This is a genomic window from Herpetosiphonaceae bacterium (assembly GCA_036374795.1).
Classification (GTDB): domain Bacteria; phylum Chloroflexota; class Chloroflexia; order Chloroflexales; family Kallotenuaceae; genus LB3-1.
This window is the reverse complement of record DASUTC010000221.1, coordinates 1-25,439: the sequence shown is the minus strand read 5'-3', so window position 1 is coordinate 25,439 and position 25,439 is coordinate 1. Positions and strand designations below refer to the sequence as shown.

At 62.0% G+C, this 25,439-nt stretch carries 23 protein-coding genes and 1 riboswitch; of the genes, 11 read left to right on the top strand and 12 right to left on the bottom strand.

Translation table 11 applies throughout. The features are described 5' to 3' along the window. Nucleotides 1-69: 69 nt before the first annotated feature. Nucleotides 70-2,595 (bottom strand): glycoside hydrolase family 9 protein, encoded by a 2,526-nt coding sequence (locus VFZ66_16460; GenBank protein ID HEX6290783.1) that lies wholly within the window; start codon nucleotides 2,593-2,595, stop codon nucleotides 70-72. A gap of 424 nt (nucleotides 2,596-3,019) precedes the next feature. Continuing rightward, nucleotides 3,020-4,054, bottom strand: a complete 1,035-nt coding sequence (locus VFZ66_16455; GenBank protein ID HEX6290782.1) for a LacI family DNA-binding transcriptional regulator — start codon at nucleotides 4,052-4,054, stop codon at nucleotides 3,020-3,022. 377 nt (nucleotides 4,055-4,431) lie between these two features. Then, nucleotides 4,432-4,587, top strand: a riboswitch (SAM riboswitch). 174 nt (nucleotides 4,588-4,761) lie between these two features. Between VFZ66_16455 and VFZ66_16450 the strand changes: the two genes are divergently transcribed. The 5 genes from VFZ66_16450 (at nucleotide 4,762) to VFZ66_16430 (ending at nucleotide 10,417) form a co-directional block, all read left to right on the top strand. Next, the gene (locus tag VFZ66_16450) at nucleotides 4,762-6,462 is read left to right on the top strand and encodes an NADPH-dependent assimilatory sulfite reductase hemoprotein subunit (protein ID HEX6290781.1); all 1,701 of its coding nucleotides are present in this window, start codon (nucleotides 4,762-4,764) and stop codon (nucleotides 6,460-6,462) included. A 106-nt stretch (nucleotides 6,463-6,568) separates the two neighbouring features. Beyond that, entirely contained in the window at nucleotides 6,569-7,288 is a 720-nt protein-coding gene (locus VFZ66_16445) for a phosphoadenylyl-sulfate reductase (protein ID HEX6290780.1), read from the top strand. A gap of 154 nt (nucleotides 7,289-7,442) precedes the next feature. After that, on the top strand, nucleotides 7,443-7,592 hold the full coding sequence (locus VFZ66_16440) for a hypothetical protein (protein ID HEX6290779.1): 150 nt from the start codon (nucleotides 7,443-7,445) through the stop codon (nucleotides 7,590-7,592). 157 nt (nucleotides 7,593-7,749) lie between these two features. Further along, nucleotides 7,750-8,859 (top strand): putative sulfate exporter family transporter, encoded by a 1,110-nt coding sequence (locus VFZ66_16435; GenBank protein ID HEX6290778.1) that lies wholly within the window; start codon nucleotides 7,750-7,752, stop codon nucleotides 8,857-8,859. Nucleotides 8,860-9,076: 217 nt separating this feature from the next. After that, a complete protein-coding gene (locus VFZ66_16430; GenBank protein ID HEX6290777.1) occupies nucleotides 9,077-10,417 on the top strand; it encodes an acetyl ornithine aminotransferase family protein in 1,341 nt (446 codons plus the stop codon). A gap of 20 nt (nucleotides 10,418-10,437) precedes the next feature. Here the strand turns inward: VFZ66_16430 and VFZ66_16425 are convergent, their stop codons facing one another. Next, nucleotides 10,438-11,028, bottom strand: a complete 591-nt coding sequence (locus tag VFZ66_16425) for a GNAT family protein (GenBank protein HEX6290776.1) — start codon at nucleotides 11,026-11,028, stop codon at nucleotides 10,438-10,440. Nucleotides 11,029-11,447: 419 nt separating this feature from the next. Here VFZ66_16425 and VFZ66_16420 point away from each other — a divergent pair, with 419 nt between their 5' ends. Beyond that, on the top strand, nucleotides 11,448-12,404 hold the full coding sequence (locus VFZ66_16420; GenBank protein ID HEX6290775.1) for an L-lactate dehydrogenase: 957 nt from the start codon (nucleotides 11,448-11,450) through the stop codon (nucleotides 12,402-12,404). A 95-nt stretch (nucleotides 12,405-12,499) separates the two neighbouring features. Here the strand turns inward: VFZ66_16420 and VFZ66_16415 are convergent, their stop codons facing one another. Together VFZ66_16415 and VFZ66_16410 are read right to left on the bottom strand one after the other, a co-directional pair. Then, nucleotides 12,500-12,862, bottom strand: a complete 363-nt coding sequence (locus tag VFZ66_16415; GenBank protein ID HEX6290774.1) for a VOC family protein — start codon at nucleotides 12,860-12,862, stop codon at nucleotides 12,500-12,502. A gap of 328 nt (nucleotides 12,863-13,190) precedes the next feature. Further along, nucleotides 13,191-13,505 (bottom strand): hypothetical protein, encoded by a 315-nt coding sequence (locus tag VFZ66_16410; protein HEX6290773.1) that lies wholly within the window; start codon nucleotides 13,503-13,505, stop codon nucleotides 13,191-13,193. 255 nt (nucleotides 13,506-13,760) lie between these two features. Between VFZ66_16410 and VFZ66_16405 the strand changes: the two genes are divergently transcribed. Beyond that, the gene (locus tag VFZ66_16405; GenBank protein ID HEX6290772.1) at nucleotides 13,761-14,573 is read left to right on the top strand and encodes a class I SAM-dependent methyltransferase; all 813 of its coding nucleotides are present in this window, start codon (nucleotides 13,761-13,763) and stop codon (nucleotides 14,571-14,573) included. A 70-nt stretch (nucleotides 14,574-14,643) separates the two neighbouring features. Here VFZ66_16405 and VFZ66_16400 read toward each other — a convergent pair whose 3' ends face one another. The 4 genes from VFZ66_16400 to VFZ66_16385 all read right to left on the bottom strand — a co-directional run bounded on the left by VFZ66_16400 (nucleotide 14,644) and on the right by VFZ66_16385 (nucleotide 17,619). Beyond that, the gene (locus VFZ66_16400; protein ID HEX6290771.1) at nucleotides 14,644-15,099 is read right to left on the bottom strand and encodes a GNAT family N-acetyltransferase; all 456 of its coding nucleotides are present in this window, start codon (nucleotides 15,097-15,099) and stop codon (nucleotides 14,644-14,646) included. 90 nt (nucleotides 15,100-15,189) lie between these two features. Then, a complete protein-coding gene (locus tag VFZ66_16395; protein HEX6290770.1) occupies nucleotides 15,190-16,056 on the bottom strand; it encodes a hypothetical protein in 867 nt (288 codons plus the stop codon). Between the two features lie 139 nt (nucleotides 16,057-16,195). Continuing rightward, nucleotides 16,196-16,681, bottom strand: coding sequence for a DinB family protein (locus VFZ66_16390; protein ID HEX6290769.1), 486 nt, complete (start codon nucleotides 16,679-16,681; stop codon nucleotides 16,196-16,198). A 44-nt stretch (nucleotides 16,682-16,725) separates the two neighbouring features. Continuing rightward, entirely contained in the window at nucleotides 16,726-17,619 is an 894-nt protein-coding gene (locus tag VFZ66_16385; GenBank protein HEX6290768.1) for a hypothetical protein, read from the bottom strand. A gap of 264 nt (nucleotides 17,620-17,883) precedes the next feature. On the opposite strand from VFZ66_16385, the gene VFZ66_16380 reads away from it, so the two are divergent. Further along, nucleotides 17,884-19,380 carry an aldehyde dehydrogenase family protein gene (locus VFZ66_16380; GenBank protein ID HEX6290767.1) on the top strand — a complete coding sequence of 499 codons (1,497 nt, stop codon included), beginning with the start codon at nucleotides 17,884-17,886 and terminating at the stop codon, nucleotides 19,378-19,380. Nucleotides 19,381-19,524: 144 nt separating this feature from the next. Here VFZ66_16380 and typA read toward each other — a convergent pair whose 3' ends face one another. Beyond that, entirely contained in the window at nucleotides 19,525-21,351 is a 1,827-nt protein-coding gene (gene typA / locus VFZ66_16375) for a translational GTPase TypA (protein HEX6290766.1), read from the bottom strand. Between the two features lie 339 nt (nucleotides 21,352-21,690). Between typA and VFZ66_16370 the strand changes: the two genes are divergently transcribed. Next, on the top strand, nucleotides 21,691-22,644 hold the full coding sequence (locus VFZ66_16370; protein HEX6290765.1) for an STAS domain-containing protein: 954 nt from the start codon (nucleotides 21,691-21,693) through the stop codon (nucleotides 22,642-22,644). A gap of 83 nt (nucleotides 22,645-22,727) precedes the next feature. On the opposite strand, the gene VFZ66_16365 is transcribed toward VFZ66_16370, so the two are convergent. Both VFZ66_16365 and VFZ66_16360 read right to left on the bottom strand, forming a co-directional pair. Continuing rightward, the gene (locus VFZ66_16365; protein ID HEX6290764.1) at nucleotides 22,728-22,997 is read right to left on the bottom strand and encodes a DUF2277 domain-containing protein; all 270 of its coding nucleotides are present in this window, start codon (nucleotides 22,995-22,997) and stop codon (nucleotides 22,728-22,730) included. A 151-nt stretch (nucleotides 22,998-23,148) separates the two neighbouring features. Continuing rightward, nucleotides 23,149-23,379, bottom strand: a complete 231-nt coding sequence (locus VFZ66_16360; protein HEX6290763.1) for a DNA-binding protein — start codon at nucleotides 23,377-23,379, stop codon at nucleotides 23,149-23,151. Nucleotides 23,380-23,627: 248 nt separating this feature from the next. On the opposite strand from VFZ66_16360, the gene VFZ66_16355 reads away from it, so the two are divergent. Further along, nucleotides 23,628-25,133 carry an NCS2 family permease gene (locus VFZ66_16355; GenBank protein ID HEX6290762.1) on the top strand — a complete coding sequence of 502 codons (1,506 nt, stop codon included), beginning with the start codon at nucleotides 23,628-23,630 and terminating at the stop codon, nucleotides 25,131-25,133. A gap of 114 nt (nucleotides 25,134-25,247) precedes the next feature. Further along, a partial coding sequence (locus VFZ66_16350; GenBank protein ID HEX6290761.1) for a hypothetical protein occupies nucleotides 25,248-25,439 on the top strand: 192 nt, incomplete at its 3' end.

Below are 25,439 nucleotides of genomic sequence, written 5' to 3'. Positions count from 1 at the left end.
CGAGCGTATGGGGGGTGACGATGAGCGCGGGCGCGGAAGATACCGCGCCCGCCGTTACGCTCTGGATTGCTATGGCTCGGTGCCCCAGACGCGGGTACCGTTGCGATAGAGCGTCACACGCGACCAGTCGGTGAAGACGGTCTTGGTGGCGTCGAAGGAGTAGTCGTTGCTCTCGGTGTAAGTGGTCCAGTCGCTCTTGCTGAAGCGGTTCTGGATCTCGCCGGTGCTGGCGCCGGGCGCGAGCGTGCCGCCGGTAAAGCCGACCTCCAGGTAGTAGTCGGCAGTGGTGCGCGGCGTGGTCAGCTTCACGAAGCGGGCAGTGATCGTACCGCAGCCGACGGTCGCGTAGTCGCACCAGTAGTTCTGCGGCTTATCGCCGTCGATGGTGTACCAGTAGCGGATCTTCAGTTCGCTCAAGGGCACGCTGGTGGTGCCGGTGTTGACCACATTGAAATGCGGCTTGATCTGGTTATCGCCGACATTGGTATCGCCCGCGCGGTACTGCACCTTCAGCCCGCCGGTCGGCGGCGGTGGGCTGGGCGTCGGCGTCGGGTTTGGTGGCGGAGTGGGCGTCGGTGTCGGATTTGGCGGCGTGGTCGGGGTGGGCGTCGGGTTTGGCGGCGTGGTCGGGGTGGGCGTCGGCTGGACAGGGCCGGGCTCGTTACCAAAGACCTTCACGCCGTTATCGTAGACCGTGATATTGGCCGCTTTGACCGGCGTAGCGCCCGGCGTCGTCGCGATGCCCTGGTACGACCAGTCGTTGGTGGGATTCCACGCGCCGGAGCTGGCGATGCGGAACTGAACTTCCTTCTTGTAGGCCGACTGGCCGCCGGGATAGATCTTGGTGCCGGTGCAGTTGATCGTCACGTAGTAGGTGCTGCCGGAGAAGAGCGTCGGGCCGGTAGGCGCTGAGCACTGGTTGTAGGCCGAGCTCAGCGTGATCATGCTCGGCGTCACGCCCGACTCCAGGGTGAAGTAGTAGCGGAACGAGCCTTTATCGAGCATGCGCGCGGGCCAGCCCGATTTATTGATCAGGATCGCTTTGATCTCGGTGTAGTTGGTGCCCGACGAGTTGACGCCCGCCTGCACATAGATCTCGTCGTCATCGCGAGTCTCACGCGGCGGGAACGAGGTCAGCGTCGTGCCGCCGTACTCCCGGTACATGCGCGCCAGCGCGCCGGTAAAGCCCGCGTTGTAGTCGGTGGCGACCTCGTTCATCACGTAGTCGCTGCGGCTGTCGGTGTAGCCGTCGCTGGAGTTGGGGCCCCCCACGAGCGCGCCGTAGAGCACATGGCGCTGGTAGCTCGGCTCGTTGATGTTGTCGGTCCACGAGCCGTGTGCGGTGCGGTGGTGCGGGTTCCTGGGAGCGTTGGTGCCGAAGCCGACGACGTAGCTGCTGTTGCGTGGGTTCGCGCCCAGCATATAGTTGATCTGGCGCGCGGCGAAATCGTGGTAGCGGGTGTAGAGCGCATTGGTGGAGCCCAGGTAGTCGGCATAGACCAGGGCAACGAACGCGGTATTGGCCGCGTAGCGCAGCGATCCCCACTGATCGAGCCAGGCCAAGCCGCCGGGCGTGTACGTCACGCGCGCGCCGTTGACGCCAACCGTCCAGTAGTCGAGCCAGCGCTGGGCGTCGTCCTTATACTGCTGCTTGCCGGTCAGCTTGGCGAGCAGCACATAGCTGCCGTAGGCTTTGTCGTCCCAGGCGTGCGTCCACTTGTACGACTTGACCGTCGACTGTGGCTCGGTGTTCAAGTTGGCGTAGTAGCTCTCGGCCTTGCTCAGGTAGGCGGCGTCGCCCGTGGCGCGATACAGCCAGATCGCGCCCCAGACCAGCTCGTCGTTGTAGCCGCTCCACGAGTTGTAGTAGCTCGCCGCGTCGGTGATGCAGCTTGAGTACTTGCCGCGATAGGTGTCGGCGAAGCTGTAGAGTTGCCGGGCATGGCTCAGCAGCGTATCGGCGTAGGCCGCGTCGGTCGAGCGGAAGACCATCGATGAGGCGGCCATCGCCGCCGCCGTCTCACCCGCGAGATCCGAGCCGGGGCACGAGGCGTCGATCTTGTAGGAGGGCCGCGCCATCTGCATCACTTCCGCCGGTCCCCACCAGGCGTGATCCGCGCCGCCGTTGCCGACCTGGCCGTATAGCTCGTTGGGCGCAGTGTGCGCGCGGATGAAGTAATCGTTGACGAAGCGCAGGTTGTTGAGTAGCTCGTCGAGCTGGCCGCTACTGGTGTAGGCATCGCGGTACTCGACCGCACCCCAGGCCAGCATCGTGGCCGAGCTTGCCATCGGGAAGCCGAACTTGACATGATCGCCCGCGTCGTACCAGCCGCCGGTCAGGTTCTTGCCGACGTCCGCGCCGTCGGTCATGCCGGAGTTGCCGCGCCACTCGACGCGGTTCCACGACGGTTTCGGGCCGGATTGCTGGGCTTCGTAGAAGAAGATCGCCTTTTGGAGCGCCTCGGCGTAGTTGTAGGCGGGCGCGGCCTGGAGCGAAACCAGGGGAAACCGCACCAGCGCGGCGATCAGCAGCACTGTCGCCAGTGGAATAGCGCGTCTGAGCACGCGCCGTGATCGTAGGTATGTGGTGGTCATCGAGAACTCCTCAATCGTTCTTGATTCATGCTGATTGCTACAGACACTCGACTTTGAGTAACCACCTCCGTTACTGCAATGCGCACCTCCTTCGTGAAGGCGCCTGATACTCACTCCTTCTCCACGTCCTCCTGATAGGTGTGTTTAAGGTTGAATCGCCAGGCGTACATTCCCGGCAGCCTGCTGCGGAGCAGTTCATCTGGTTATTGGTGGGGGGTGACGGCTCCGGGGGGAACGAGCCGTATGCCAGGCGGGACTCGTGCTATGGTCGCGCCTGGCTGGATGAGCGCTGCTTAAGCGTATGCCCGATTCATGAGCCTTTACAAAATCATCGGGATTGGCTCGTAGGGGCGTGCTGCCGCACGTCCTGGGGCGTATCCCATACGCCCCTACCGACATGACCCAAATAACGATTCAACTATCATTAACCGGGTCGACACATCATGGCCGCGCCGCACGATTGCCGGATCACGAGCGTAGTGGGAATGCGTCGCTGTGGCGGCAGCCCGTCCTGGCGCTCAAGCCGCCCGATCAGCAGCTCTGCGGCGGCAAAGCCCATCTCATAGATCGGCTGGTGCATCGTCGTCAGCGGCGGCGTCGCAAACAAGGCCGAGGGCAGATCGTCGAAGCTGACCAGCGCGATGTCGCCGGGCACGCTCAGGCCGGCCTCGTGGATCGCGCGGAGCGCGCCAAACGCCATCGTATCGCTCGCGACAAAAACTGCCGTCGGGCGCTGCGGCAGATTGAGCAGGCGTGTCATCGCCAGATAGCCGCCCTGCTGCGTGAAATCGCCCTCGACCATAATCTCAGGATTGATCGGCAGCCCGGCCTCCAGCAGCGCCTGCTTATAGCCGTCGCGACGGTCGATGCCTGCCGCCATATGCAGCGGCCCGTTGATCGTCGCGATGTGGTTGTGTCCCAGCCCGATCAGATGCATCACGGCCTCGCGTGCGCCCTCGCGGTTTTCGACATCGACCCAGCTCAGGTTGGTGAAGTAGGGATGCCGCCCAACCAGCACCAGCGGCGTGCGATCTTTCATCAGCAGCGGCAGGATCGGATCGTCGACATCGCTGGAGAGCATCAGCACGCCGTCGAAGTGGCGGCTGCGCAGGATGCGATTGTAGAAGCCCTGCTCCAGATCGGCTGTCACCATCGAGAGCATCAAAAAGTAGCCCCGGCTGGTACATGCCTCGGTAATGCCCTGGATCACATGCGGAAAGAACGGATCGGAGAAGATAACGGCGGCGCTGCGTGGAATCACCAGGCCGATCACGTTGGTGCGGCGGCTTGCCAGGCTGCGCGCGGCAGCCTGTGGCGCGTAGTCGTTCTCGCTGATGATCCGCAGAATTCGGTCGCGTACGGCGGGCCGCACGCTGGGATGATTGTTCAACACCCGCGAAACCGTGGAGCGAGAAACGTCGGCCAGCTCAGCGATTTGTTCGATCGTCAGTGTCGTCATATGGGAGCGCTCTCAAAGAAAAAGCAAATTTTGGGCAAAAACCCCCAACTTATCCACATGTTGATAAGCTTGCTGTGGATAAGCTGCTACGATCAGCGTGCGATGGTCAAGATCCTGCGCTGGATCTTCTGCTCAGGCTATGTTCTGGCGCTTGGTATCTGCGTCTCGTCGATTTCTGTTGGGACCGCTCCCAAAGCTGGCAATACTATATGCGATACCGGCGGCATTTGTCAAGAGGGATTTTACGATTTTTGGTTGTGGCCTGATAGCGCAGCGTACGTTTGCTTATAGCACATTCTTAAGAATCTCGCTTAAATTCATACTTGACAATCTTAATTAACTAACTTATATTGTAGCTAAGAAATAATACGACAAAGCTCTTATCCAGAGGGGTGGAGGGACCGGCCCGGCGAAGCCCCAGCAACCGAACGCGGCGATATGTCAAGCGCGTGCGCAGCAGCGAGGCTAAGCACCATCCGCCAGATCGCTCGCCCACGGTGCTAATTCCGGCAGATCGTTCTGGAAGATGAGAGGTTGTCGCCGTGGTGGTGCGCGTAACGTGCGCCATGCTGCGAGCCTCCGTCCCGTGGACGGGGGTCTTTTTTGCGGCAAAAGCTCGCGCCGCCTGGAGCGCCGACGACAACCGATCGCCGTAGGTATGCAGCGCGCTGATTCGGTTGATGGAATATATCTGGAAGGTGATAGGTATGCCAGAGAATGCACAAGGAGCCACAACGGCAAGTCTCTCGAAGGTCGAGGACCTCAAGCTCGATAGCCAAGGTCTGGCCGGGCAGCTCTGGGAGGAGCTGGCGGACGAAGCCACCGATCGTGTGTCGGAGGACTCGTACCAGCTGCTCAAGTTCCATGGCAGCTACCAGCAGGACGACCGCGATGTGCGCAAGGTGCGCAAGCAGCAAGGTCTGGATCGCGCGTGGTCGTTCATGGTTCGCACCAAGTTTCCGGGCGGTCGGCTGACCGCCGCGCAGTATATGCTGGCCGACGACCTGGCCTCGCGGCTTGCCAACAACACACTACGCATCACCACCCGCCAGGACTTTCAGTTTCACGGCGTCGGCAAAGCTAACTTGAAGACGCTGATCCGCGAGCTGAACGAGCGCTGGATCTCGACCTACGGCGGCTGCGGCGATGTCGCCCGCAACACGCTGACCTGTCCCGTGGCCGATCTACTGCCGGGCAATACGTTCGATTATCAGGTGCTCGCCCAGCAGATCAGCGACCGGTTCATGCCCGACTCGACGGCCTACTACGAGCTGTGGCTCGACGGCCAGAAGATCATGGCCGACGGCACCCGCGTGGATGTGCAGCCAAAGCGTGACGAGTCGTTCTACGGCCCGACGTACATGCCGCGCAAGCACAAGATGGGCATCGGCCTGCCGCACGACAACTGCATCGATCTCTTCACGCAAGACCTGGCGCTTGAGGCGATTCTGGCCGACGACGGCGAGCTGCAAGGCTTCAATCTGGTAGCGGGCGGCGGCCTGGGCAGCACGCATGGCAAGGCCGAGACGTTTCCCCGGCTTGGCGATCGGATCGGTTTTGTGACTGCGGAGCAGGCGTTGGCGGTGCTCGAAGTGGCTACGGCGATCTACCGCGACTACGGCGACCGCACCAACCGGCGTCATGCGCGGCTGAAATATGTCCTCGAAGATCGCGGCGTGGCCTGGTTCCAAGACGAACTCGCGCATCGGCTTGGCTACCGCCTGCCGCCTCCGGCTGAGATCGGCCACTACGATGTTCACGATCATCTCGGCTGGCAGCAGCAGGCCGATGGACGCTGGCTGGTTGGTGTCTGGATCGAGAACGGACGCATCAAAGACACGCCGACGCATCCGGCCAAGACCGGCCTGCGGGCGATCATCGAGGAGTTCCAGCCGGAGATTCGGCTGACCGCGCAGCAAAATCTGGTGCTGGTTAATATCAGCGCCGCAGACAAGCCGCGCGTCGAGGCGCTGCTGGCGCAGTACGGCCTGCTGACCAGCGGCGGCACGCTGAGCGAGCTGCGGCGCTACGCGATGGCCTGTCCGGCGCTGCCGACCTGTGGCCTGGCCGTGGCCGAGAGCGAGCGCTACCTGCCGGATTTGATCGGCGAGCTTGAGCAGCGCGGCTACGGAGACGATCGCGTCTGGATTCGGATGTCGGGCTGTCCCAACGCCTGCTCGCGTCCGCCGACAGCGGAGATCGGCATCGTCGGGCGCAGCTTGAATCTGTACAACGTGTATGTTGGCGGCAGCTTCGCGGGCACTCGCCTGGCGCAGCTCTACCGGGCCGATGTTCGCGTCGATAATCTGGTGGACGTGCTGGCCGACGCGCTCGATCAGTGGAAGCAGCGCCGGAGTGGCGATGAGGCGTTTGGTGATTGGGCGGCGCGCGAGCTGGTTGCAGCTTGAAGTAACGCTCGGCCCGATCACTTCCGACAATACTGGCTACACAATCCTGCGCGGCAGCGCGCCGGGCAGGATCGTACACCTAGCATGAGTTTTTGGTGGAAGCAGGATGTTAGACACATTGCACACGCCCGGTCCTGAGGCGGCTGCCCTGGAGCAGTGGAACGTGCTCTTCAGGACGACGACACCACAGACTTTGTTGGCCTGGGCCAGCCGCCAGTGGGACGAACACATGGCACTGACCTGCTCGTTCGGCGGCGCTGCTGGCCTGGTGCTGCTCGATATGATCGCGACGGTCGCGCCGCACACGCCGGTGCTGTACATCGACACCGGGCTGCTCTTCGACGAGACGTACCGCCTGATCGATGAGATTCGCCAGCGCTACGAGATTAACCTGATCGCGGTGAAGCCCGCGCGCACGGTTGCGCAGCAGGCGCTCGAAGAGGGCGAGTCGCTGTGGCGGCGCGACCCCGACCGCTGCTGCGGGCTGCGCAAGGTGCAGCCGCTTGGCGAGGCGCTCAAGCCGTATGCGGCATGGGTTACGGGCGTGCGGCGCGGCAACAGCCATAGCCGCGCCAATACCGCGCTGATCGAGTGGAGCAGCAAGTACCACCTGATCAAGCTCAATCCGCTGGCCTTCTGGAACGAGCGCGATGTCTGGCGCTACATGCATGAGCATCATGTGCCGTACAACCCGCTGCTCGACCAGGGCTACCGATCGATCGGCTGCTACACCTGTACCAGCCTGCCCACGAGCGACGCGCCGCGCTCCGGGCGCTGGGCCGGCTTCAATAAGACCGAGTGCGGTCTGCACCTTGAGCCTGCCTGAAATCCCGTATCCAATCCTGAAATCACGCTGCGCACCGACGCGAAGGCTGTCAAGGCCGACAGTGACCGGATCATCGTCGATCCGGCCTCGGCGGGGCTGTGCCCTGCGCCATGTCGGTGTGGAAGACTGATCAAGAAATAGAAGGAGCAAACTCATGGCCCAACTCAAGCCCAACCATCCCAACACGATCGAGCGGATCAAGGCGGTCCGCGTGGGCTTCTCGCTGGATTGGTGGTCGGTGATCGCGGCGGGCGTGCTGGCGCTGCTGGTGATCAGCGGACTTTTGCCGACGATCTCTTGGTGATATACCTGTTATCGACAGGACGTACGCGGTCGCTGGTTCACCAGGAACATGATAGCCTGCGGCAGCATGGGACGACCCAAACAAGGCGTTGCACCGCTCTGCCGCAGGCCCATCATGCTCACCGCGTAACGCCTGTTATTGAATACATAGAGGAACTATGACTACTGCGATACATTCGGAAGGAGCCCGGCGCGAACCGGCCCCGTTGAATCTATTCGCGCGGCTGCTGCGGCTGGTGCCGGGGCTGGCGCTGCTGCTCGGCATCGGCTACGCGGGCAAGCTGGCCGAGGTGAGCGTCAAGGGCTTCGCCAAAAGCTCGAATCTGTCGCTGCCCAACATCGAGTATGTGCTCTGGGCGATCATCTTTGGGCTGCTGATCGGCAACCTGTTCGGCAGCCGCAAATGGTTTCAGGTCTTCGATCCCGGCATCGCGACCTACGAGTTCTGGCTCAAGCTCGGCATCGTGCTGCTCGGCGTGCGCTTTCTGCTCTCGGATGTGCTGAAGCTCGGCGGCGTTAGCCTGCTGCTGGTGGTGCTGGAGCTGGCGCTGGCGATCGGGATCATGATTGGCTTCAGCCGCATCTTTGGCCTCGGTCCCAAGCTCACGGCGCTGCTGGCGGTCGGCTCGTCGATCTGCGGCGTCTCGGCGATTATTGCCACGCAGGGCGCGATCGACGCCGAAGACGAAGACGCATCGTTCGCAATCGCGGCGATCCTGGCGCTGGGCGCGTTCGGCCTCTTCGCCTATCCGCTGATCGGCCATTTCTTCGGCATGAGCGACCATGCGTTTGGCCTGTGGACCGGCCTGGCCGTCGATAACACCGCCGAAGCCTCGGCGGCGGGCGCGCTCTTCTCCGACGCGGCAGGCAAAGTAGCGGTGCTTGCCAAAACCACGCGCAACGCGATGATCGGATTTGTGGTGCTCGGCGCGGCGCTGCTGTTTGCGGCGCGCAGCGGTCGCGAGTTTCAGGGATCGAAGGCCGGATTTATCTGGAGCAAGTTTCCGAAGTTCGTGCTCGGCTTTCTGCTCTTCTCGACGCTGGCAAGCTTGCAGGTCTTCGACAAGTCGCAGACGACCAGCCTGGCGAATCTCAGCCGCTGGGCCTTTCTGCTGACCTTCGCGGGCGTGGGGCTGCGGACCAACATCGGCGAGCTGCGGCGGCAGGGGCTGCGTCCATTTATCGTCGGGGCGCTGGCGGAGCTGAGCGTGGCCGCCGCGACGCTGCTGCTGGTGCTGGCGGTCGATAAGCTGATCGGCCTCTCATAACGGCTCGCTGCCTCTCCTGAGCGGGCGTCGATCGATGATGATCGGCGTCCACTTTTTTTGCCGCTGGCCGCTCGTCCTTTTGCCAGGCAAGCCTTGCCGATCGGTTGAGGAGCACCAAGGACCGCACTCTTTGACGAAGCCATAGACGCTACGTTAGAATAGCGACAGCTTCTAGTATCCTCAATCGTTCCGAATGCCCCAAAGCAAGGAGGCTCATGTGGCGCAAGCAAGTGTAGATGATGTTAAGACCGAGCGACCAGGCCCGGTGTCACAGACGATCGTTCGCCGTGATACGCAGGTGCTCGCACCTGTCTCTGGGCGCGTCTATCCCTTTGTGATGGAGCGCGGCCTGGGCTGCGAGGTATGGGATGCCGACGGCAACCGCTATCTCGACTTCAACGCCGGGATCGCCGTGGTCGCGACCGGCCACTCGCATCCACGGGTGGTCAAGGCGATCCAGGATCAGGCAGCGAAGTTTATTCATATGGCCGCCACCGACTTCTACAACGAGCCGCAGGTGCGGCTGGGCGAGAAAATGACATCGCTGATGCCAAAGTCGGATGAGTGGCGTATCTTCTTCGCCAACTCCGGCACCGAGTCGGTCGAGGCCGCGATCAAGCTGGCGCGCTACGCGACCGGACGCCAGGGGATTATCGCGTTTTTCGGGGCGTTTCATGGCCGCTCCTACGGCTCGCTCTCGCTGACGGCCTCCAAGCCGCGCCAGCGCGCGGGCTACTTCCCGCTGCTGCCGGGCGTCGAGCACGCCTACTATCCGAACCCCTACCGCCCGCCGCTGGGCAGCGATCCGTCGCGCGTCGTCGATACCTGCCTGGATTATATCGAGCATACGCTGTTCGAGACGGTGCTGCCGCCGGGCGAAGTCGCCGCGATCGTAATCGAGCCGATCCAGGGCGAGGGCGGCTACATCGTCCCGCCGCAGGATTGGTTCCCCCGGCTGCGCACGCTCTGCGACAGGCACGGTATCCTGCTCGTGGCCGATGAGGTCCAGTCGGGTGTGGGCCGCACCGGTAAAATGTGGGGCTTTGAGCACTTCGGCGTGATGCCGGACATCGTCACCAGCGCCAAGGGCCTGGGGTCGGGCATGCCGATCGGCGCGTGCATCGCGCGCAAGGATCTGACCGATAACTGGCTGCCGGGCGCGCATGGCAATACCTACGGCGGCAACGCGCTGGCCTGTACTGCGGCATATGAGACGCTGTGCCTGGTCGAAGAAGAGCTGATGGAGAATGCCCGCGAGGTTGGGGGGTACATGCAGGCATGCCTTGAGCAGATCGCGGCGCGCTCGAACAATATCGGTCAGATTCGCGGCAAAGGCCTGATGATTGGCTGTGAGTTCGTCAAAGACAAAGCGACCAGGGAGCCGGATCACGACGGCGCGGAGCAGGTGATGGTCGATGCGTTCCGGCGCGGCCTGCTGCTGCTGACCTGCGGCAAGTCCACGATCCGCTTCTGCCCCCCGCTGGTGCTCACCAGGGAGCAGGTCGATGAAGGTCTGGCGATCTTCGAGGAGACGATCCAGGCGGTCTATTCGCGCTAGGTGCCGGGCCACGACGAGGACTACGAGGACTCTCCCTGAGGGTCCTCGTTTCGCGTCTGCCGCGCCGCCCACTCATGCCGCAGCAGCCCGTACAGCAGCATATCGTAGCGCCGCCCCTCGCGATGCAGGCACTCGCGGTACACACCTTCGCGCTGAAATCCGAGCTTATCGTAGAGCGCAATTGCCCGCTCGTTGTAGCCGAAGACCGTGAGCTGCACGCGGTACAGGTTAAGCTCAAGAAACGCGAAGCGCAGCGCAAGCTCCATCGCCTCACAGCCGTAGCCTTTGCCCCGGTGGATCTCACTGCCGATCACGATCGCCAGCCACGCGGTCTGATGAGTCCACAGCACGCCATCGATCTCGATACAGCCGATCAGCGTATCGTCTCCCATCAGCCGCACGCCGAACAAAAAGGAATCCGATGCCTTGTGATGCTTGGTGATCCATTCGGTGAGGCCGCTCTCGGTTCTGGGCCGCGCAGGCAGCGCGTCCAGCAGCCGGAGCAGATTGTCGTCCTGGTACCAGCGGATCATCGTTGGGACATCATGCAGCGTGCAGGCGGTGAGCTTGACATGCGTCCCATGCAGTAATCGTCCAGATAACACAGGCATTCGCCCTTTCTCAAGGTTTAGCATATGCAGGATTGACTGATCTCGCGCTGTTCCATCCTGGTATCGAGGGTAACGCTTGCTCCACTCTTTGCAAGTAGCACTAGCATACGACAGATCCGGCGCTCTGTCATGCGGACGCACGAACACGGGAATATAGGGAAGAACCAAGACGCCCATGCGGGTGCCATGCGGGTGCTATGCGGGTGCCATGCGGGTGCCCTCTGGGCATGGCACCCGCATGGCACGTGGAACTAAGAGCCAAACGAACAACGGCTTAACTCCCCTGTTCCTTTGTTTCCTTGTTCCCGTGCTGCCCCGACGCCTGCTCCCTGGAATGCTTCCTGAACGCGCTCCCTGAGCGTGTACTGGGGTACAATCGAAAGCAGACGCCTTAAGCGCGTCTGAACAGGAGGATGGGCATGGCGAGCGTGAATCAAGAGCGAAATAAAGTCGGAATCGTCGGCACGGGCATGGTTGGCGCGTCGCTGGCGTACGCGCTGATGCAGCGCGGCGTGGCGAACGAGATGGTGCTGATCGACGCCAATCGTGGCCGCGCCGAGGCCGAGGCGATGGATCTGAATCATGGGCTGCCCTTTGTGCGCCCGATGCGTATCTCGGTCGGCGATTACACCGATCTTCAGGGCGTTGCGGTGACGGTAGTCACGGCGGGCGCGGCCCAAAAGCCGGGCGAGACACGGCTGCAACTGCTGGAGCGCAACGCCTCGATCTTTCGCCAGATCATTCCAGAGATCGTCAGGCATAACCCTGAGGGCATCATCCTGATCGCGTCTAACCCGGTAGACCTGATGACCTACCTGAGCGTGCAGATCAGCGGCCTGCCCGCGTCGCGCGTGTTCGGCTCCGGCACGATCTTAGACACCGCGCGGTTTCGCTACCTGCTCGGCGAGCGCTACACCGTCGATCCGCGCAGCGTGCATGCCTATATCGTCGGCGAGCACGGCGATAGCGAGCTGGCGCTGTGGAGTCTGGCGAACATCGCGGGCGTGCGGCTGCGCGACTTCAGAGCGGCCAGCGGCATGGGCTATGACGAGGCCGAGCTGCACACGATCTTTGAGCAGACGCGCGATGCCGCATACGCGATTATCGAGCGCAAAGGCGCGACCTACTACGCGATCGGACTGGGCCTGCTGACGATCGTCGAGGCGATCCTGCGCGACCAGCATACGGTGCTGACCGTTTCCAGCATGATGCAGGGACAGTACGGCGTGCGCGACATCTGCATCAGTCTGCCGACGATCATCGGCGCGGATGGGATCGAAGAGGTTTTGAATCTGTCGATCAGCGCCGAGGAGGAGGAATCCTTCCGGCGCTCGGCGGCGACGCTGACCGAGCGCTACCGGCAGATTCCGCAGTAGCGCTTTGACACAGCCTACGGCGATCCAACCGTTCGCAGGATTGGATCGCCGTATGACGTGAGTGGTGACGGCAGCAAGACGATGCGTGTGCCACGCTACTGAGCGGACGGATCGTTTTCCATGATGCCGAACATGTTGCCCTCAGGATCGGTGCAGTACGCCAGATAGCCGATGCCTGGGATCGCCATCTTGGGCTCAACCACTTTGCCGCCCGATGCGACGATCTTGTCGACGTACTCGTCGACTGATGGTACGTCGATCGTGTTGATCGTGGTGGCGGGCTCACGGCGCATCAGACCGCCGTCGATGCCGGGCTGTGTGTTGCCGCCTGTGCTGATCAGCCAGTACTCTGCCGGGCCGTCCCACTTCTCAATCTTCCAGCCGAATACGTCGCTGTAGAAGCGGTTTGCCTGTTCGGGATCGTTGGCGGTGATTTCAAAATGAACTACACGTGGCATAACCAATCCTCCTTACGAAAACCTGCCATACGAGCGCACAATCTCCGGGGCGATACAGCGTGCTGCCGCGTGTCCTCGGAGCATAGCCTGAAGCTCCGCCCGCGCCGAACGTCTGATGCCGCTCTGCAACGGCGCTGGCGCTCGTGCGCGGTGTCTGGCGCCACACGAGTGTGCCGGCATGGATCTGCTGGCTCGGTGTCGATTGAAGCCTCAGGTGTGCGATCGGGTTGATGGTTGTATGATACGAAATCCACGTGTCAGCTACCGTCACAATCCAGGGCCAGCGGTTTAGATTCGGTGCCGGCATCAGGCGGGCCAGGGCGGCGCGTCACTGCTCCGGCGGATCGGGTGGCGGATACGACGCGGCGGGAGGCTCGCGCTTGCTGGCTGCGATGATCTGATCAAGGTAATGCCGCCAGTTAGCCTGGTTGGTGCGTGTCACCTCACGCACGCGCTGAATATCGCCCTCCTCGCCCGCGCGATACGCCTCAGCCAGCGAAGCCTGAAAGGTGCGCGCCAGCTCGGCGACCGCTTTGCGCAGTTCGCTGTTCATCTGGCGCTGGCGCTCCAGCTCCGTTTGCAGCCATGTCGTCAAGCGCCGCTGCTCCGCGAGCTGCTCTTCCAGGCTGGGTTGCTCTGCCATCGCTTCTGCCTTTCTTGCTATCATGCGGGCCTGCGTCCTCGTGGTGAGACAGAACGCTCGATCTTAATTGTACTCACCGCTGCAACCTTCCTGCCCGCTCCAGCTATGAGATCCGCTCACCGTGCGGCAGCCGCCGCGCGCCGCTCTCTTGCATAGGCTGACGGCTGTGGATATACTTCGCAAAGTTAACCGGCTCTAGCAGAGGAGGATGCCAGAGCAGTGGCATCTTCATCAGTAGACACACAAGAGGTTGTCATGTCCTTCAAGCCCTGGCTTCAGTATATATTGCGCACTACGGGTGTTCTTCAATCAGTCGACCAGTTGCGATTATGGCGGAGGCAGCTCACTCACACGGCATCGAATCGTCGCTTCACGCAGGAATATCCAGATTTTGCCGTTCCTCCGGCTCATCTCGCCTTCGATGCCTATAACACGATCGATTACGACGCCTATCGCCGCTATGGTCTTCAGGCCGCAACCTATATCTACTCACTGATCCAGCAGTATGGGTCGCATCCTACAGGAGATATTCTGGAGTGGGGCTGTGGTCCCGCTCGAGTTATTCGCCATATTCCGCATCTCATGGCTCCAGGCGAAGGGCGTGTGCTGGGCACCGATTATAACTACGAAACGATTCGGTGGTGCAATGATGCTATTCATACTGTGCATTTCCTGCCAAATACGCTGACGCCTCCGCTTCCCTTTCAAACCGATCATTTTCGTGCGGTGTATGCCATATCGGTGTTTACACATTTATCGGAAGATGTGAGTAATGACTGGGCGGATGAGCTGTATCGTATTCTACAGCCTGGCGGCGTGCTGATTGCCACATTACACGGCGATACGTTTCAATCCATGTTGCTGCCCCATGAAAAGCAAGCTTATCAGTCCGCAGGCGTTGTCATTCGCGGCAGCATCGAGGAAGGAAAGAAGATGTTCGTTTCCTATCACAGCCCAGCCTATGTGCGAACACGCTTATTCCGGCAGTTCGAGGTGCTGCATCATGAGTTGGGTCAGCCATCGACGCTTGGCTCTACCCAGGATGTATGGGTGCTCATGAAGCGATAAACGGGCATCCGCTCACGTGCCGCTGTGCCGTGTCGCTCGAAACATAAGGCTGGAAACTGTTGCGAATGCCTCACGGCGCCGCCGCACGATCCGCTGGGGTAGGTATCAGCCGCTTACGCAGGTAGTACTGCTGGTAGCCGCGTGGATAATCGTCGAGCACGCCGACGACCTCATAGCTCTGTTTTTGATAAAAATCGGGTGCCTGGAAGCTATGGGTGCTGAGGGTAATCACCCGACAGCCGCGCATCGCTGCCTCTCGCTCCGCCGCCGCCAGCAGCCGCGTGCCGTAGCCCTGGCCGCGCAGCCGCTCATCGACCCACAGAAAGCGGATCTCGCAGCACTCGCCCCAGGTCCAGCCGAACAGGCCCGCCTGGATCGCGTTGGCTTCGTCGCGCACAAAGATCGACAGGAGCGCGCCGTCGTCGATGCCGGTGCGCGCGATGTTAAACTCGTTGATCCGATCTTCCAGGTACTCGACATCCGATGCGGCGGGCTGGCTTTCGATTCGTAGTGGAACCTCACTCATCTTCGACTCCAAGTTTCGACTTCAAAGTTCAAAGTTTCCCTTGTTCCTTTGTTCTTTTGTTCGTTCCTGGTTCTTGGTTTTTCCGCGCTCTCACTCTGCAACGGGCTGCCACGCCTCGCGCCGCCACCCGATTCGCCGTCGCCCCCTGGCCGTATCGATCTGCGGCATGTGCTGCTCGACCAATGCCACTGTCTCGCGCACCAGCTCCTCCAGCTCAAGGCTCGACGCTCTGGCCTCGGCCTCAAAGAGGTATTCCAGCCGCGCTGCGAGGTTGCTCGGCGCGATCTCCAGCCCGGCGATGAAGTGACGCATCCGCTTGAACTGAAACGTCGTGTAATACTGGCGATTAAGCCCGGCGAGCACGCCCAGGATGTTTTGCGCGTTCTCAAGCGTCATCTGGTAGCGCCAGAGCATGGCATCGCGCGGCTCCAGGTACTCGGACAGGCCCCACAGCGCAGAGAACTGAAGATAGTGCTCGACCATCGCCCGTGCGAGCGCGTCGGGGTACGCGGCGGCGCGGGCCTGCCAGCGGCGGATCTGATCCTCGCCGTGCAGCGGGATACACTTGAGTATTCCTGATAGCGCCTTTTGCAGCGGCGATGTCACGTCGAGCTGCTCCAGAACCGTCGCCATGTGCTGCTCCCACGCGCCGATCGTCGAGTGCATCACCTGGCATTGCACGCCGTACACATCGTAAGCCTCCGCGATCGAGCCGTTCTGGCGCTCGTTGAACAGCCAGGCGTGGTTTGCGCCGCGATTGCCGCGACACGCCGCCGCCAGATCTTCCTCGGAAGGCAACTCGGCGTAGTAGGCGATCAGATCGAGATCCGATTGGTAGTCGGCGCTGCCGTCGGCGGCGGAGCCTGTCACCATGATCGCCTGGAGATGCGGGTGTGCGATGTACGGCGCCGCGACGTGTCGAGCAAGGCGGAGAATGTAGGTGCTGGCGTCATTCATGGCTGTCTCCTCGCCGGTGATGCCGTGGGCTTGTGGCTATTGTAGCAGGTGGCGCGACCAATACGCTCGGTTAAACGGCGATGCGAACGTGTCTTAGCGACACGTCCGCACCGCTCGCCCGACTGTTCTTCGCGGCGTGCTACGCGCTCTGGCTGCGGAACTTCTGGATCTCTCGCAAGTGATGCAGATCGTGGGCTAAAATACCGTAGATCAGCTCCATCCGGTTCAGATCCTCATCCCACGGCGCGATTGTGCGCTCCTGGAGCTCTTCATCGGAGCATTCCAGCAGCGTCGAGGCGTACTGTCCGTAGGCGGCCAGAATGTGATCGACGACCTCGTTCAGGTGCTTATCCGCGCGCTCAGCGACCATCTCCGCATTGAAATCGTCCAGCACGGCGCTGCGCAGCACCCAGTTCTGCTGGCCGTGCCAGTTGGCTAGCGTGCGAGCGCTCAGCTCACCCCATACGCTGAGGTGGCGCAGAATATCGAGGGCGCTCCACTCCGACGTGATCGCCAGGGCATCAAGATCCGCCTCCGATAGGCCTGTGGTGCAGGATATAAACGCCTGATAGGTGTCATGCAGCCGCTGGTGGACGTGCCGCCGCGTGAGTTCGGGTGTAGTCACGATGCCTCCCTTATGTGATTCATGCGCGATGCGTAATCGGTGTTTTAGCTTGTCGCATCGGCAGGCTTGAGCGCTGCCGCCTCGTGGGGCGCGATCATCCCCTGCAACACCTCTTTGAACTGCGTCTGTCCTTTGCGATTGAGCGACATCTCGCGCACCGCCAGCACCGAATTGTGCTCGGAGTCGTGGAGGCAGCGCTGGATGTATACTTCCAGGCTCGGTGTCGGCGTGCCGCTGCCGACGAGCAGCGCGCCTGCGGGCTGCATGTTGCCTGCTCTCACCAGCTCCATGAACTGCGCGGCGTTACTCATCGCGACGCTGCCCAGATGCTCGCTGCTGCGATACCAGCTCTGGCATAGCTCGCAAAACGGCTTTTTCGCGCTCGACACCGCAGTGCCCGTCGCAAAGCCGACGATCAAGCCTGCTTCGAGCAGCCAGTAGAGCCAGGTCAGCGGCTCGTTGAGCGTGATCGGATTTGTCGAGCCCACTCTGCCGATCGAGATGCCTTCCTGCGCCTGAAGCTTGAGGTAGCCGAAGAAGCCGCTAAAGCCGGTTTCCTCGGTCAGGACCAGATCGATCATCTCTTCCTGAAGCGCGCTGTCCATCGGCCCCTCACGCTCGACAAAGATCTGGGCAACTTCCCAGCGAAAGGATTGGTACGCAAGAAGATGAAACGTCGCGTAGAGCACCAGTCCCATCAGCAGGGCGCTGACGGCGCTGGCAAGCGGGCTGCGAATGTTCTGCGTGGCAATCAGCTTGGAGAGAATACCGCCGACCATCAAGCCCAGCCCGATCGGAAAAAGCAGAATCAACCAGAAGAGCTGCGCGACGGTAAAGGCGATCAGCCCGCAGATAAAACCGCCACAGACGATGGCGAGCAGGAGGAAGAAGATGCCGCGCGGTGGAACGCGGTTGCTCGGACGGTAGGATTGCAGCATGCATCGGCTCCTTGTGAGGCATGAGGAGTAGCGCAGATCCGCGCACGTCGGCGCGGTGCGTGGGAGAGTATAGCAAACGCTCGGCTATCTGGTGCCCGACGCAATATGGTTTGCGCGGGGGATCTTTAGCCGATCGGAGGCGGGACCGTGATCGGGCAGGCGTGGCCGATGAGCCTGCTCACAGGCTGTTTCGCAATACCAATTCGCGCATAACCCGTGCTATAATCGTTGCCTGCTGCATCGTTTCTCATAAGGAGGACACTGATGTCCGAGCCTCAGACCTACAAAAACTTCATTGGCGGCGAGTGGGTCGCCAGTGTCACCGGCCAGACGTATGAAAGCACCAATCCAGCCGATACCCGCGAGATCGTCGGCGTGTTCCAGCACTCGAACGCCGAGGACATAGACGCCGCTGTCCAGGCTGCCAAGGCCGCGTACGAGGGCTGGCGCTTGACTCCGGCTCCCAAGCGCGGCGAGATCCTCTTCAAGGCGGCTGAGCTGCTGCGCCAGCGCAAAGAGCAGTGCGCCCGCGATATGACCCGCGAGATGGGCAAGATCCTGACCGAGGCGCGCGGCGACGTGCAGGAAGCGATCGACATGCTCTACTTCATCGCGGGCGAGGGCCGCCGGCTCTACGGCCAGACGACGCCCTCGGAGATGCCCAACAAGTTCCAGATGAGCGTGCGCGTGCCGCTGGGCGTCTGCGGCCTGATCACGCCCTGGAATTTTCCGATGGCGATCCCGTCGTGGAAGATCCTGCCCGCGCTGATCCTGGGCAACACGGTGGTGATCAAGCCCGCCGAGGACGCGCCGCTGTCGACCTATAACTTCGTGCAGTGCCTGGTCGACGCGGGGGTGCCGCCCGGCGTGGTCAACATCGTCACCGGCTTTGGGCCGGAGGCGGGCGAGCCGCTGGTGCGCCATCCCGACGTTAAGGTGTTGTCGTTCACCGGATCGACCGCTGTGGGCCACCATATCACCAAGGTCGCCGCCGAGACAATGAAGCATATCTCGCTGGAGATGGGCGGCAAGAACGGTATCATCGTCATGGACGACGCCGACATCGATCTGGTGGTCGAGGGCGTGGTCTGGGGCGCGTTCGGCACCACCGGCCAGCGCTGCACCGCGTCGTCGCGGCTGATCGCCCATCGCGCCGTGGCGGATGAGCTTGGCCGCAAGCTAGCCGCGAAGGCCGAGACGATCAACATCGGCAACGGGCTGGACGAGGGCGTCACGATGGGGCCGTCGATCAACGCCGATCAGTATGAGATCGTCTGCGACTACGTTCAGGTTGGCAAGCAAGAGGGCGCGACGGTCGTCACCGGCGGCGAGCGCCTGACCGAGGGCCAGTACCAGCACGGCTACTTCCACCAGCCGACGATCTTCGGCAATGTAAAGGCGACGATGCGCATCGCGCAGGAGGAGATCTTCGGCCCCGTCACGGCGATCATCCCGGTCGATAGCCTGGACGAGGCGATCGACGTCGCCAACGGCGTCAAGTATGGCCTGTCGTCGTCGATCTACACCCGCGATGTGAACAAGGCGTTCCGCGCCATGCGCGATCTCGACACCGGCATCGTGTACGTCAACGCCCCGACGATCGGCGCGGAGATTCACCTGCCCTTCGGCGGCACCAAGGCCACCGGCAACGGCCACCGCGAGGGCGGCGTGCAGGCGCTCGACGTGTTCTGCGAGTGGAAGTCGATCTATGTTGACTTCAGCGGCGGCCTCCAGCGCGCGCAGATCGATAACGCGGAGTAACAAAGAACAAGGGAACAAAGAACAAAAGATTAACCTTTTAGCTCTTAATCTTTTGTGATGAACGTCAAGAACCAAGAACTGAAGGAATAAGCTTCCCAGTTCTTGGTTCTTTGTGTGCCTGTTCTTGGTTCTTTGTTCTTGCCCCTATCCCCGCTGCTTGGTGATGCTCGCCTGGCGGCTGCGGTCGTGCTTGGAGAGCAGCCGCTTGCGCAGCCGGAAGGCTTCGGGCGTGACCTCCAGCAGCTCGTCCTCTGCCAGGTACTCGATCGCGTCGTCGAGCGAGAGATCGCGCGGCGTTTCGAGGCGGAGCGCCTCCTCGCTGCCGGAGTTGCGAATGTTGGTCAGGTGCTTCTTGCGGCACACGTTGACCTCAAGATCGCTCTCGCGGATATGCTGGCCGATGATCATGCCCTCGTACACCTCGGTGCCCGCCGCGATGAAGAGCTGGCCGCGCTCCTGCGCTGCGTGCAGGCCGTATGTCGTCGCCGTGCCTGGCTCCCAGGCGATCAGCGAGCCGTTGCTGCGGGTCTGAATCTCGCCCGCGTACGGCTCGTAGCCCGCCAGCAGCGAGTTCATAATCCCCTCGCCGCGCGTCGAGGTCAGGAATTGCTGCCGGAAGCCGAGCAGGCCGCGCGTCGGCACGAGATAGACGTAGTGGACGCTGCCGTCCTCGCGGATCTTCATGTCGCGCATCTGTCCTTTGCGCTGGCCCATCAGCTCGACGACCACGCCCTGGTAGGTGCTGCTGACCTCGATCTCGACCAGCTCGACCGGCTCGTGCAGCTTGCCGTCGATCTCTTTCAAGATCACTTCGGGCTTGCTGACCTGAAACTCGTAGCCTTCGCGGCGCATGTTCTCGATCAAAATGCCAAGGTGCAGCTCGCCACGGCCCGCTACCAGAAACGTCTCAGCCGAGTCGGTGTCGGCGACGCGCAGCGCAACGTCGCGCTCGACCTCCTGATACAGCCGCTCGCGGATCTTGCGCGACGTGACATACGTGCCCTCGCGGCCTGAGAACGGGCTGGTGTTCACGCCGAAGGTCATGCGCACGGTCGGCTCCTCGACCTTGATCGGCGGCAGCGGGCGCGGATCGTTGGGATCGGTAATCGTGTCGCCGATGCCGACATCAGCCAGGCCGGTCAGAGCCACGATGTCGCCGGCCTGCGCCTCTTCCACCTCGATCCGCTGCAAGCCCTGGTGGGTAAAGACCTGCGCCACCTTCAACGACAGCGTCGAGCCGTCGTTCTTGATGCAGGTCACGCTCTGGTTGCGGCGGATCGTGCCGCTGTTGAGCCGACCGATCACGATCTTGCCTTTGTAGTCGTCGTAGCCAAGCAGCGTCGCCTGCATCTGTGTCAGGCCAGCCAGATCGACAGTCGGGCCGGGCAGCTCCGACAGGATTTTCTCGAAGAGCGGCTCCAGCGTCGCGGTCATCGCCGTGTGGTCCAGGCCCGACGCGCCGGTGAGGGCGTTGGTGTAGATGATCGGGAACTCGGCCTGCTCCTCGGTTGCGCCCAGGTCGATAAACAGGTCGAAGGTCGCGTTGATCACATGATTGGGCCGCGCATTGGCCCGGTCAATCTTGTTGACGACGACGATCGCCCTCAGGCCGCGCTGCAACGCCTGCCGCAGCACGAACTTGGTCTGCGGCATCGGCCCCTCGACCGCATCGACCAGCAGCAGCACGCCGTCGACCATGTTCATGACGCGCTCGACCTCGCCGCCGAAATCGGCGTGTCCGGGCGTGTCCACGATATTAATCTTGACATCGCGATACGAGATCGCGGTATTCTTTGCCAGAATCGTGATGCCGCGCTCGCGCTCAAGCGCGTTCGAGTCGAGCACTCGCTCGGCAACCTGTTGATTTTCGCGGAAAATTCGGCTTTGTTTGAGCATCGCATCGACCAGCGTAGTCTTGCCGTGGTCGACGTGGGCGATAATGGCGATGTTGCGAATGTCTGTCCGTTGCATGCTGTTGCTGCTACCAGTGGCACGTGTCCGGGCGCTCAGGTACAGCAGAGCAGTACGAACCCGCACACATATCATAAAAAAACTCGGCGCGCTGGCCGAGACAGTAAGGCACAAAGATGGGCAGCTTCTCGCTGCCGGCTGGTATTATACCACAATGCTATCCATCATGCTACCGCCGAAATACCTATCATGGCTCAGGATTAAGCAAGGCTGTACATCGGGTAGCGCGTCGAGTACAATGATCCCACTTCTGGAGTCCCTTTGGAGGCTTCCGTGACAATTTCTACGTCGCCTATGTCTTTGTTGCCTAGTCCGTTAACCACGACAGGTGATGTGCGTGTGCCGCTCAACCGGGTCGTCGCGCTCTATCGCATCGGCGAAGAGTTGATGCGGGCAGAGACGGAAGATCAAGCGTTCCAGATCACTGCCAGAGGGCTTGTCTCGCAAGTCGGCTATGCGAATGCCTGGATTCCCACGATCGACCGAGCGGCGCATCTGCTGCGTGGCCGCGCCGGTGCTGGCATTGGTATGCAGGATGATACTCCAACAACGCTCTCGTTTCCGCTCGACTCGCCGCACGATCTGGTGCGCGTGGCCGTGACGGGCAAGCCCAATGTCGTGATCGATGCGGTGGCAGTAGCCGAGGGCGAGGGCTGGGGCGATGAGGCACGCGGCACCAGCCTGCGGTCGGCGGTGCAGGTGCCGTTTGGAACGGCCTCCGAGGTGCTGGGGATTATCGCCGTGGGGACGAATGAGAAGATGCAGCCCGACGAGGAGCTGACGCTGCTGAGCCTCTTCGGTATGCAACTCACCTCGGCGCTCACTCGGATCAGGTCCGACAACGAGCGAGAGCGCCAGTTCGCGGCGCTTGAGGCAGCCTCGCTGGCACAGCAGCGCTTGCTCGAAACCGTGCGCGAGCTATCCACTCCGGCAATTCCGGTCTACGATGGTATCCTCGTCTTGCCGCTCGTCGGCAACATCGATACCGGGCGGGCCGGTCAACTGATGGAGGCGGTGCTGACCAGCATTCAGCGCGAGCATTCCTCGGTGGTGATCCTTGATGTCACGGGCGTGCCCGTGATGGATACCGGCGTTGCCAACCATATCCTCCAGGTGACGCATGCGGCACGATTGCTGGGCGCGCAGTGTATGCTGGTTGGGATCAGGCCGGAGGTTGCGCAGACGCTTGTGCAGCTCGGCGCCGATCTCAGCGGCATTATTACCCGCTCCGATCTCCAGGCGGGCGTGGCCTACGCCCTGCACCAGCGCGGCCTGCGGATCGTCCCAGTCTAGCAGCGCTGCTCCATCATACAGGCAGCCGGATACACGTTTGAGGTCAGGGTGTTACCCTGGCTTTCAACGTTTAAGGCAAGCCGTCACTCGGAAAACCGTCGAGCGGCGCGTGCTCGTGCCTTGACCGCCTCGTCTTCGCGATTCCTGGGCGGCGCGTTCGTCTGGAGCGAGCGGAGCAGGTTGTCGGCGACGGCTGCGATTTCGTCGACGGCGGCAAGAAATGTGGCTTCGTTGGCTTTCGATGGTGTGTTGAAGCCGCTGACCTTGCGCACGAATTGTAATGCGGCGGCACGAATCTCTTCATCGGTCACGGGTGGCTCGAAGTTGAAAAGCGTCTTGATATTTCTACACATATGCACTCCTAAGTTTCAAGTTTCCGGTTATGAGTTCTCGGTTATCAGTTCTCGGTTCTCGGTTCCGAGTGCCCATGCCCACAGGGCACCCGCGTCTTGGTTCTCTTGTTCTCTTGTTCTCTTGTTCCTTTGTTCTTTGTTTTTTCCCTTGCTACTGCTTGCTTCGCTCGTCGGCGAACGACAGGCCGTGCTCGCCCAGGGCGCGGCGAAGCTGATCGAGCGCCTTCGGGCCGATCCCGTGGAGCTGCTTGAGGTCGGCTGCGCTGATCTCCGCTAGCTGCTCCAGCCGCCAGTAGCCCGCTCCGGCGAGTGCCCGCTGCGCGGGCCTGGCAAGCCCAGGCGGCAGGTTGCTTTCCTGCTGAACTTGCTGTTTGCTACCCATGGCGCTTCCTCCCCTATTGGTTGTGTCGCACTATAGATCCGCTGTGTGACAGATACCGTCACAGCCGACGTTGCGCAGCGCTGTCGCCTGGCTGCTGTCAAACTCATGCTATAATCGCACATCCCGGCACCCACACCACCGCAGTGTTCGGGATCGAATGCGGGCAGCCTCGGCGACGACCGGGGCGCTCTCCATATGTACGGCCATCCATCTCAACTGATTCGTCATATTGGCTTGAGGAGGTCCCGGTGAGTACCACTGCTCGTGGAGCAAACACTTCGTGGCTGGCGCGGTACTTTCGCTTCGCCGAACGCAACACCGATTTGCGGACGGAGGTCGTCGGGGGCATCACAACCTTTTTTGTGATGGCCTACATCATTTTCGTCAATCCATTCATTCTGACGCTGAACGGCGGCGCGCAGCCGCCGGTGGTCCCGCCCTTCAATGCGCTCGTCACGGCCACCTGTCTGGCGGCGGCCATCGCGACGATCGCGATGGGCCTCTACACGAACTATCCCTTTGCGGCGGCCAGCGGCCTCGGCCTGAACGCAGTGGTCGCCTTCGATCTGATTGCGACGCGCGGGCTATCCTGGCAGGCGGCGATGGGCGTGATCTTCCTCGAAGGCGTGCTGATCACCGTGCTGATGCTGACAGGCTTTCGCGAGGCAGTGCTCAACGCGGTGCCGCTCACGCTCAAGCGGGCGATCAGCGTCGGGATCGGCCTGTTTATTTTGTTTATCGGGCTGGTCAACGCCGGGCTGGTGCGGGTGCCGGTCGAGACGATCACCGTGACGGGCAACGCCACGCTCAGCGGGCCGACGCCGCTCGGCGCGTTGGCGGCGCAGGGCGTCAGGCTGGGCACACCGGGCACGCCTGTGACGCTCGGTACATTCGCCAATCTGTCGGTGATCCTGGCGCTGACCGGCCTGCTGCTGACGCTCTGGCTGATGTCGCTGCGGGTCAAGGCGGCGCTGCTGATCGGCATCCTGCTGACGACGCTGATCGCGATTGTGATCAAGCTGGTAGTGCCGGGCGCTGCTGTCTCGGCCACCTCGCCGACGGCGGCGGATCTTTCTCAGCTCAGCTTCACGCTGCCCGACTTCAGCACGATCGGCGCGGGCTTCAACTTCACGGTGCTGAATAGCCCGCAGGCCGCCGCCAAGGGCCTGGGCCTGGTCGCGGCGCTGCTGGTGATCTTCTCGCTGATGCTCTCGGATTTCTTCGACACGATGGGCACGATCGTCGGGGTGGGCGAGGAGGCCGGATTCCTCGACGACGAGGGCCGTCTGCCGGGAGCCAACCGCGTGCTGCTGGTGGACTCGCTGGCGGCGGCGATGGGCGGCCTGTTCGGCGTCTCGTCGGTGACAACCTACATCGAGTCGGCGGCGGGCGTGGCGGAAGGCGCGCGTACCGGGCTGGCCTCGGTGGTGACGGGCCTGCTCTTTTTGCTGGCGCTCGCGCTCGCGCCCTTTGCGGGCCTGGTGCCCGCCGAGGCGACCGCGCCCGCGCTGATCATCGTCGGCTTCTTGATGTTCGCCGCGATCCGCGAGATCGATGTCACCGATCTGCTGGACGGATTTCCGGCGCTGATGACGCTGATCGTCATGCCGCTGACCTACTCGATCACCAATGGCATCGGCGCTGGCTTTATCACCTACGTCTTTTTGCGGGTGGTCAGCGGACGTGCCCGCGAGGTGCCGCTGCTGCTGTGGATCGTCTCGCTGGCGTTCGTGATCTACTTCGTAGTTCGCTAGCGTCCGGCTTGCCCAAACGTCACGCCGCTCACGATGAGGTCTTGAGCAGCATTGTTTGTTATGGATTGAGGTACGATCGCTATGGCGGGCTGTCAGCAGCAGCAAGGAGTACATATGCATGGATTGAACCACTATCGCAGCATGAGGCTGCTGCTCGGCGCGGCGCTGATTGGGCTGGCCGCGTGTTCAGGAGGCGGCTCGCCTGGACCGAGCGCGACTGTTCCCACCCGCGTATCGGGTGCTGTCTCGTCGACCACGATTGTTGCCGAAGCCAGCGCCACTGCGAGCGCGACCGGCACCTCAGCC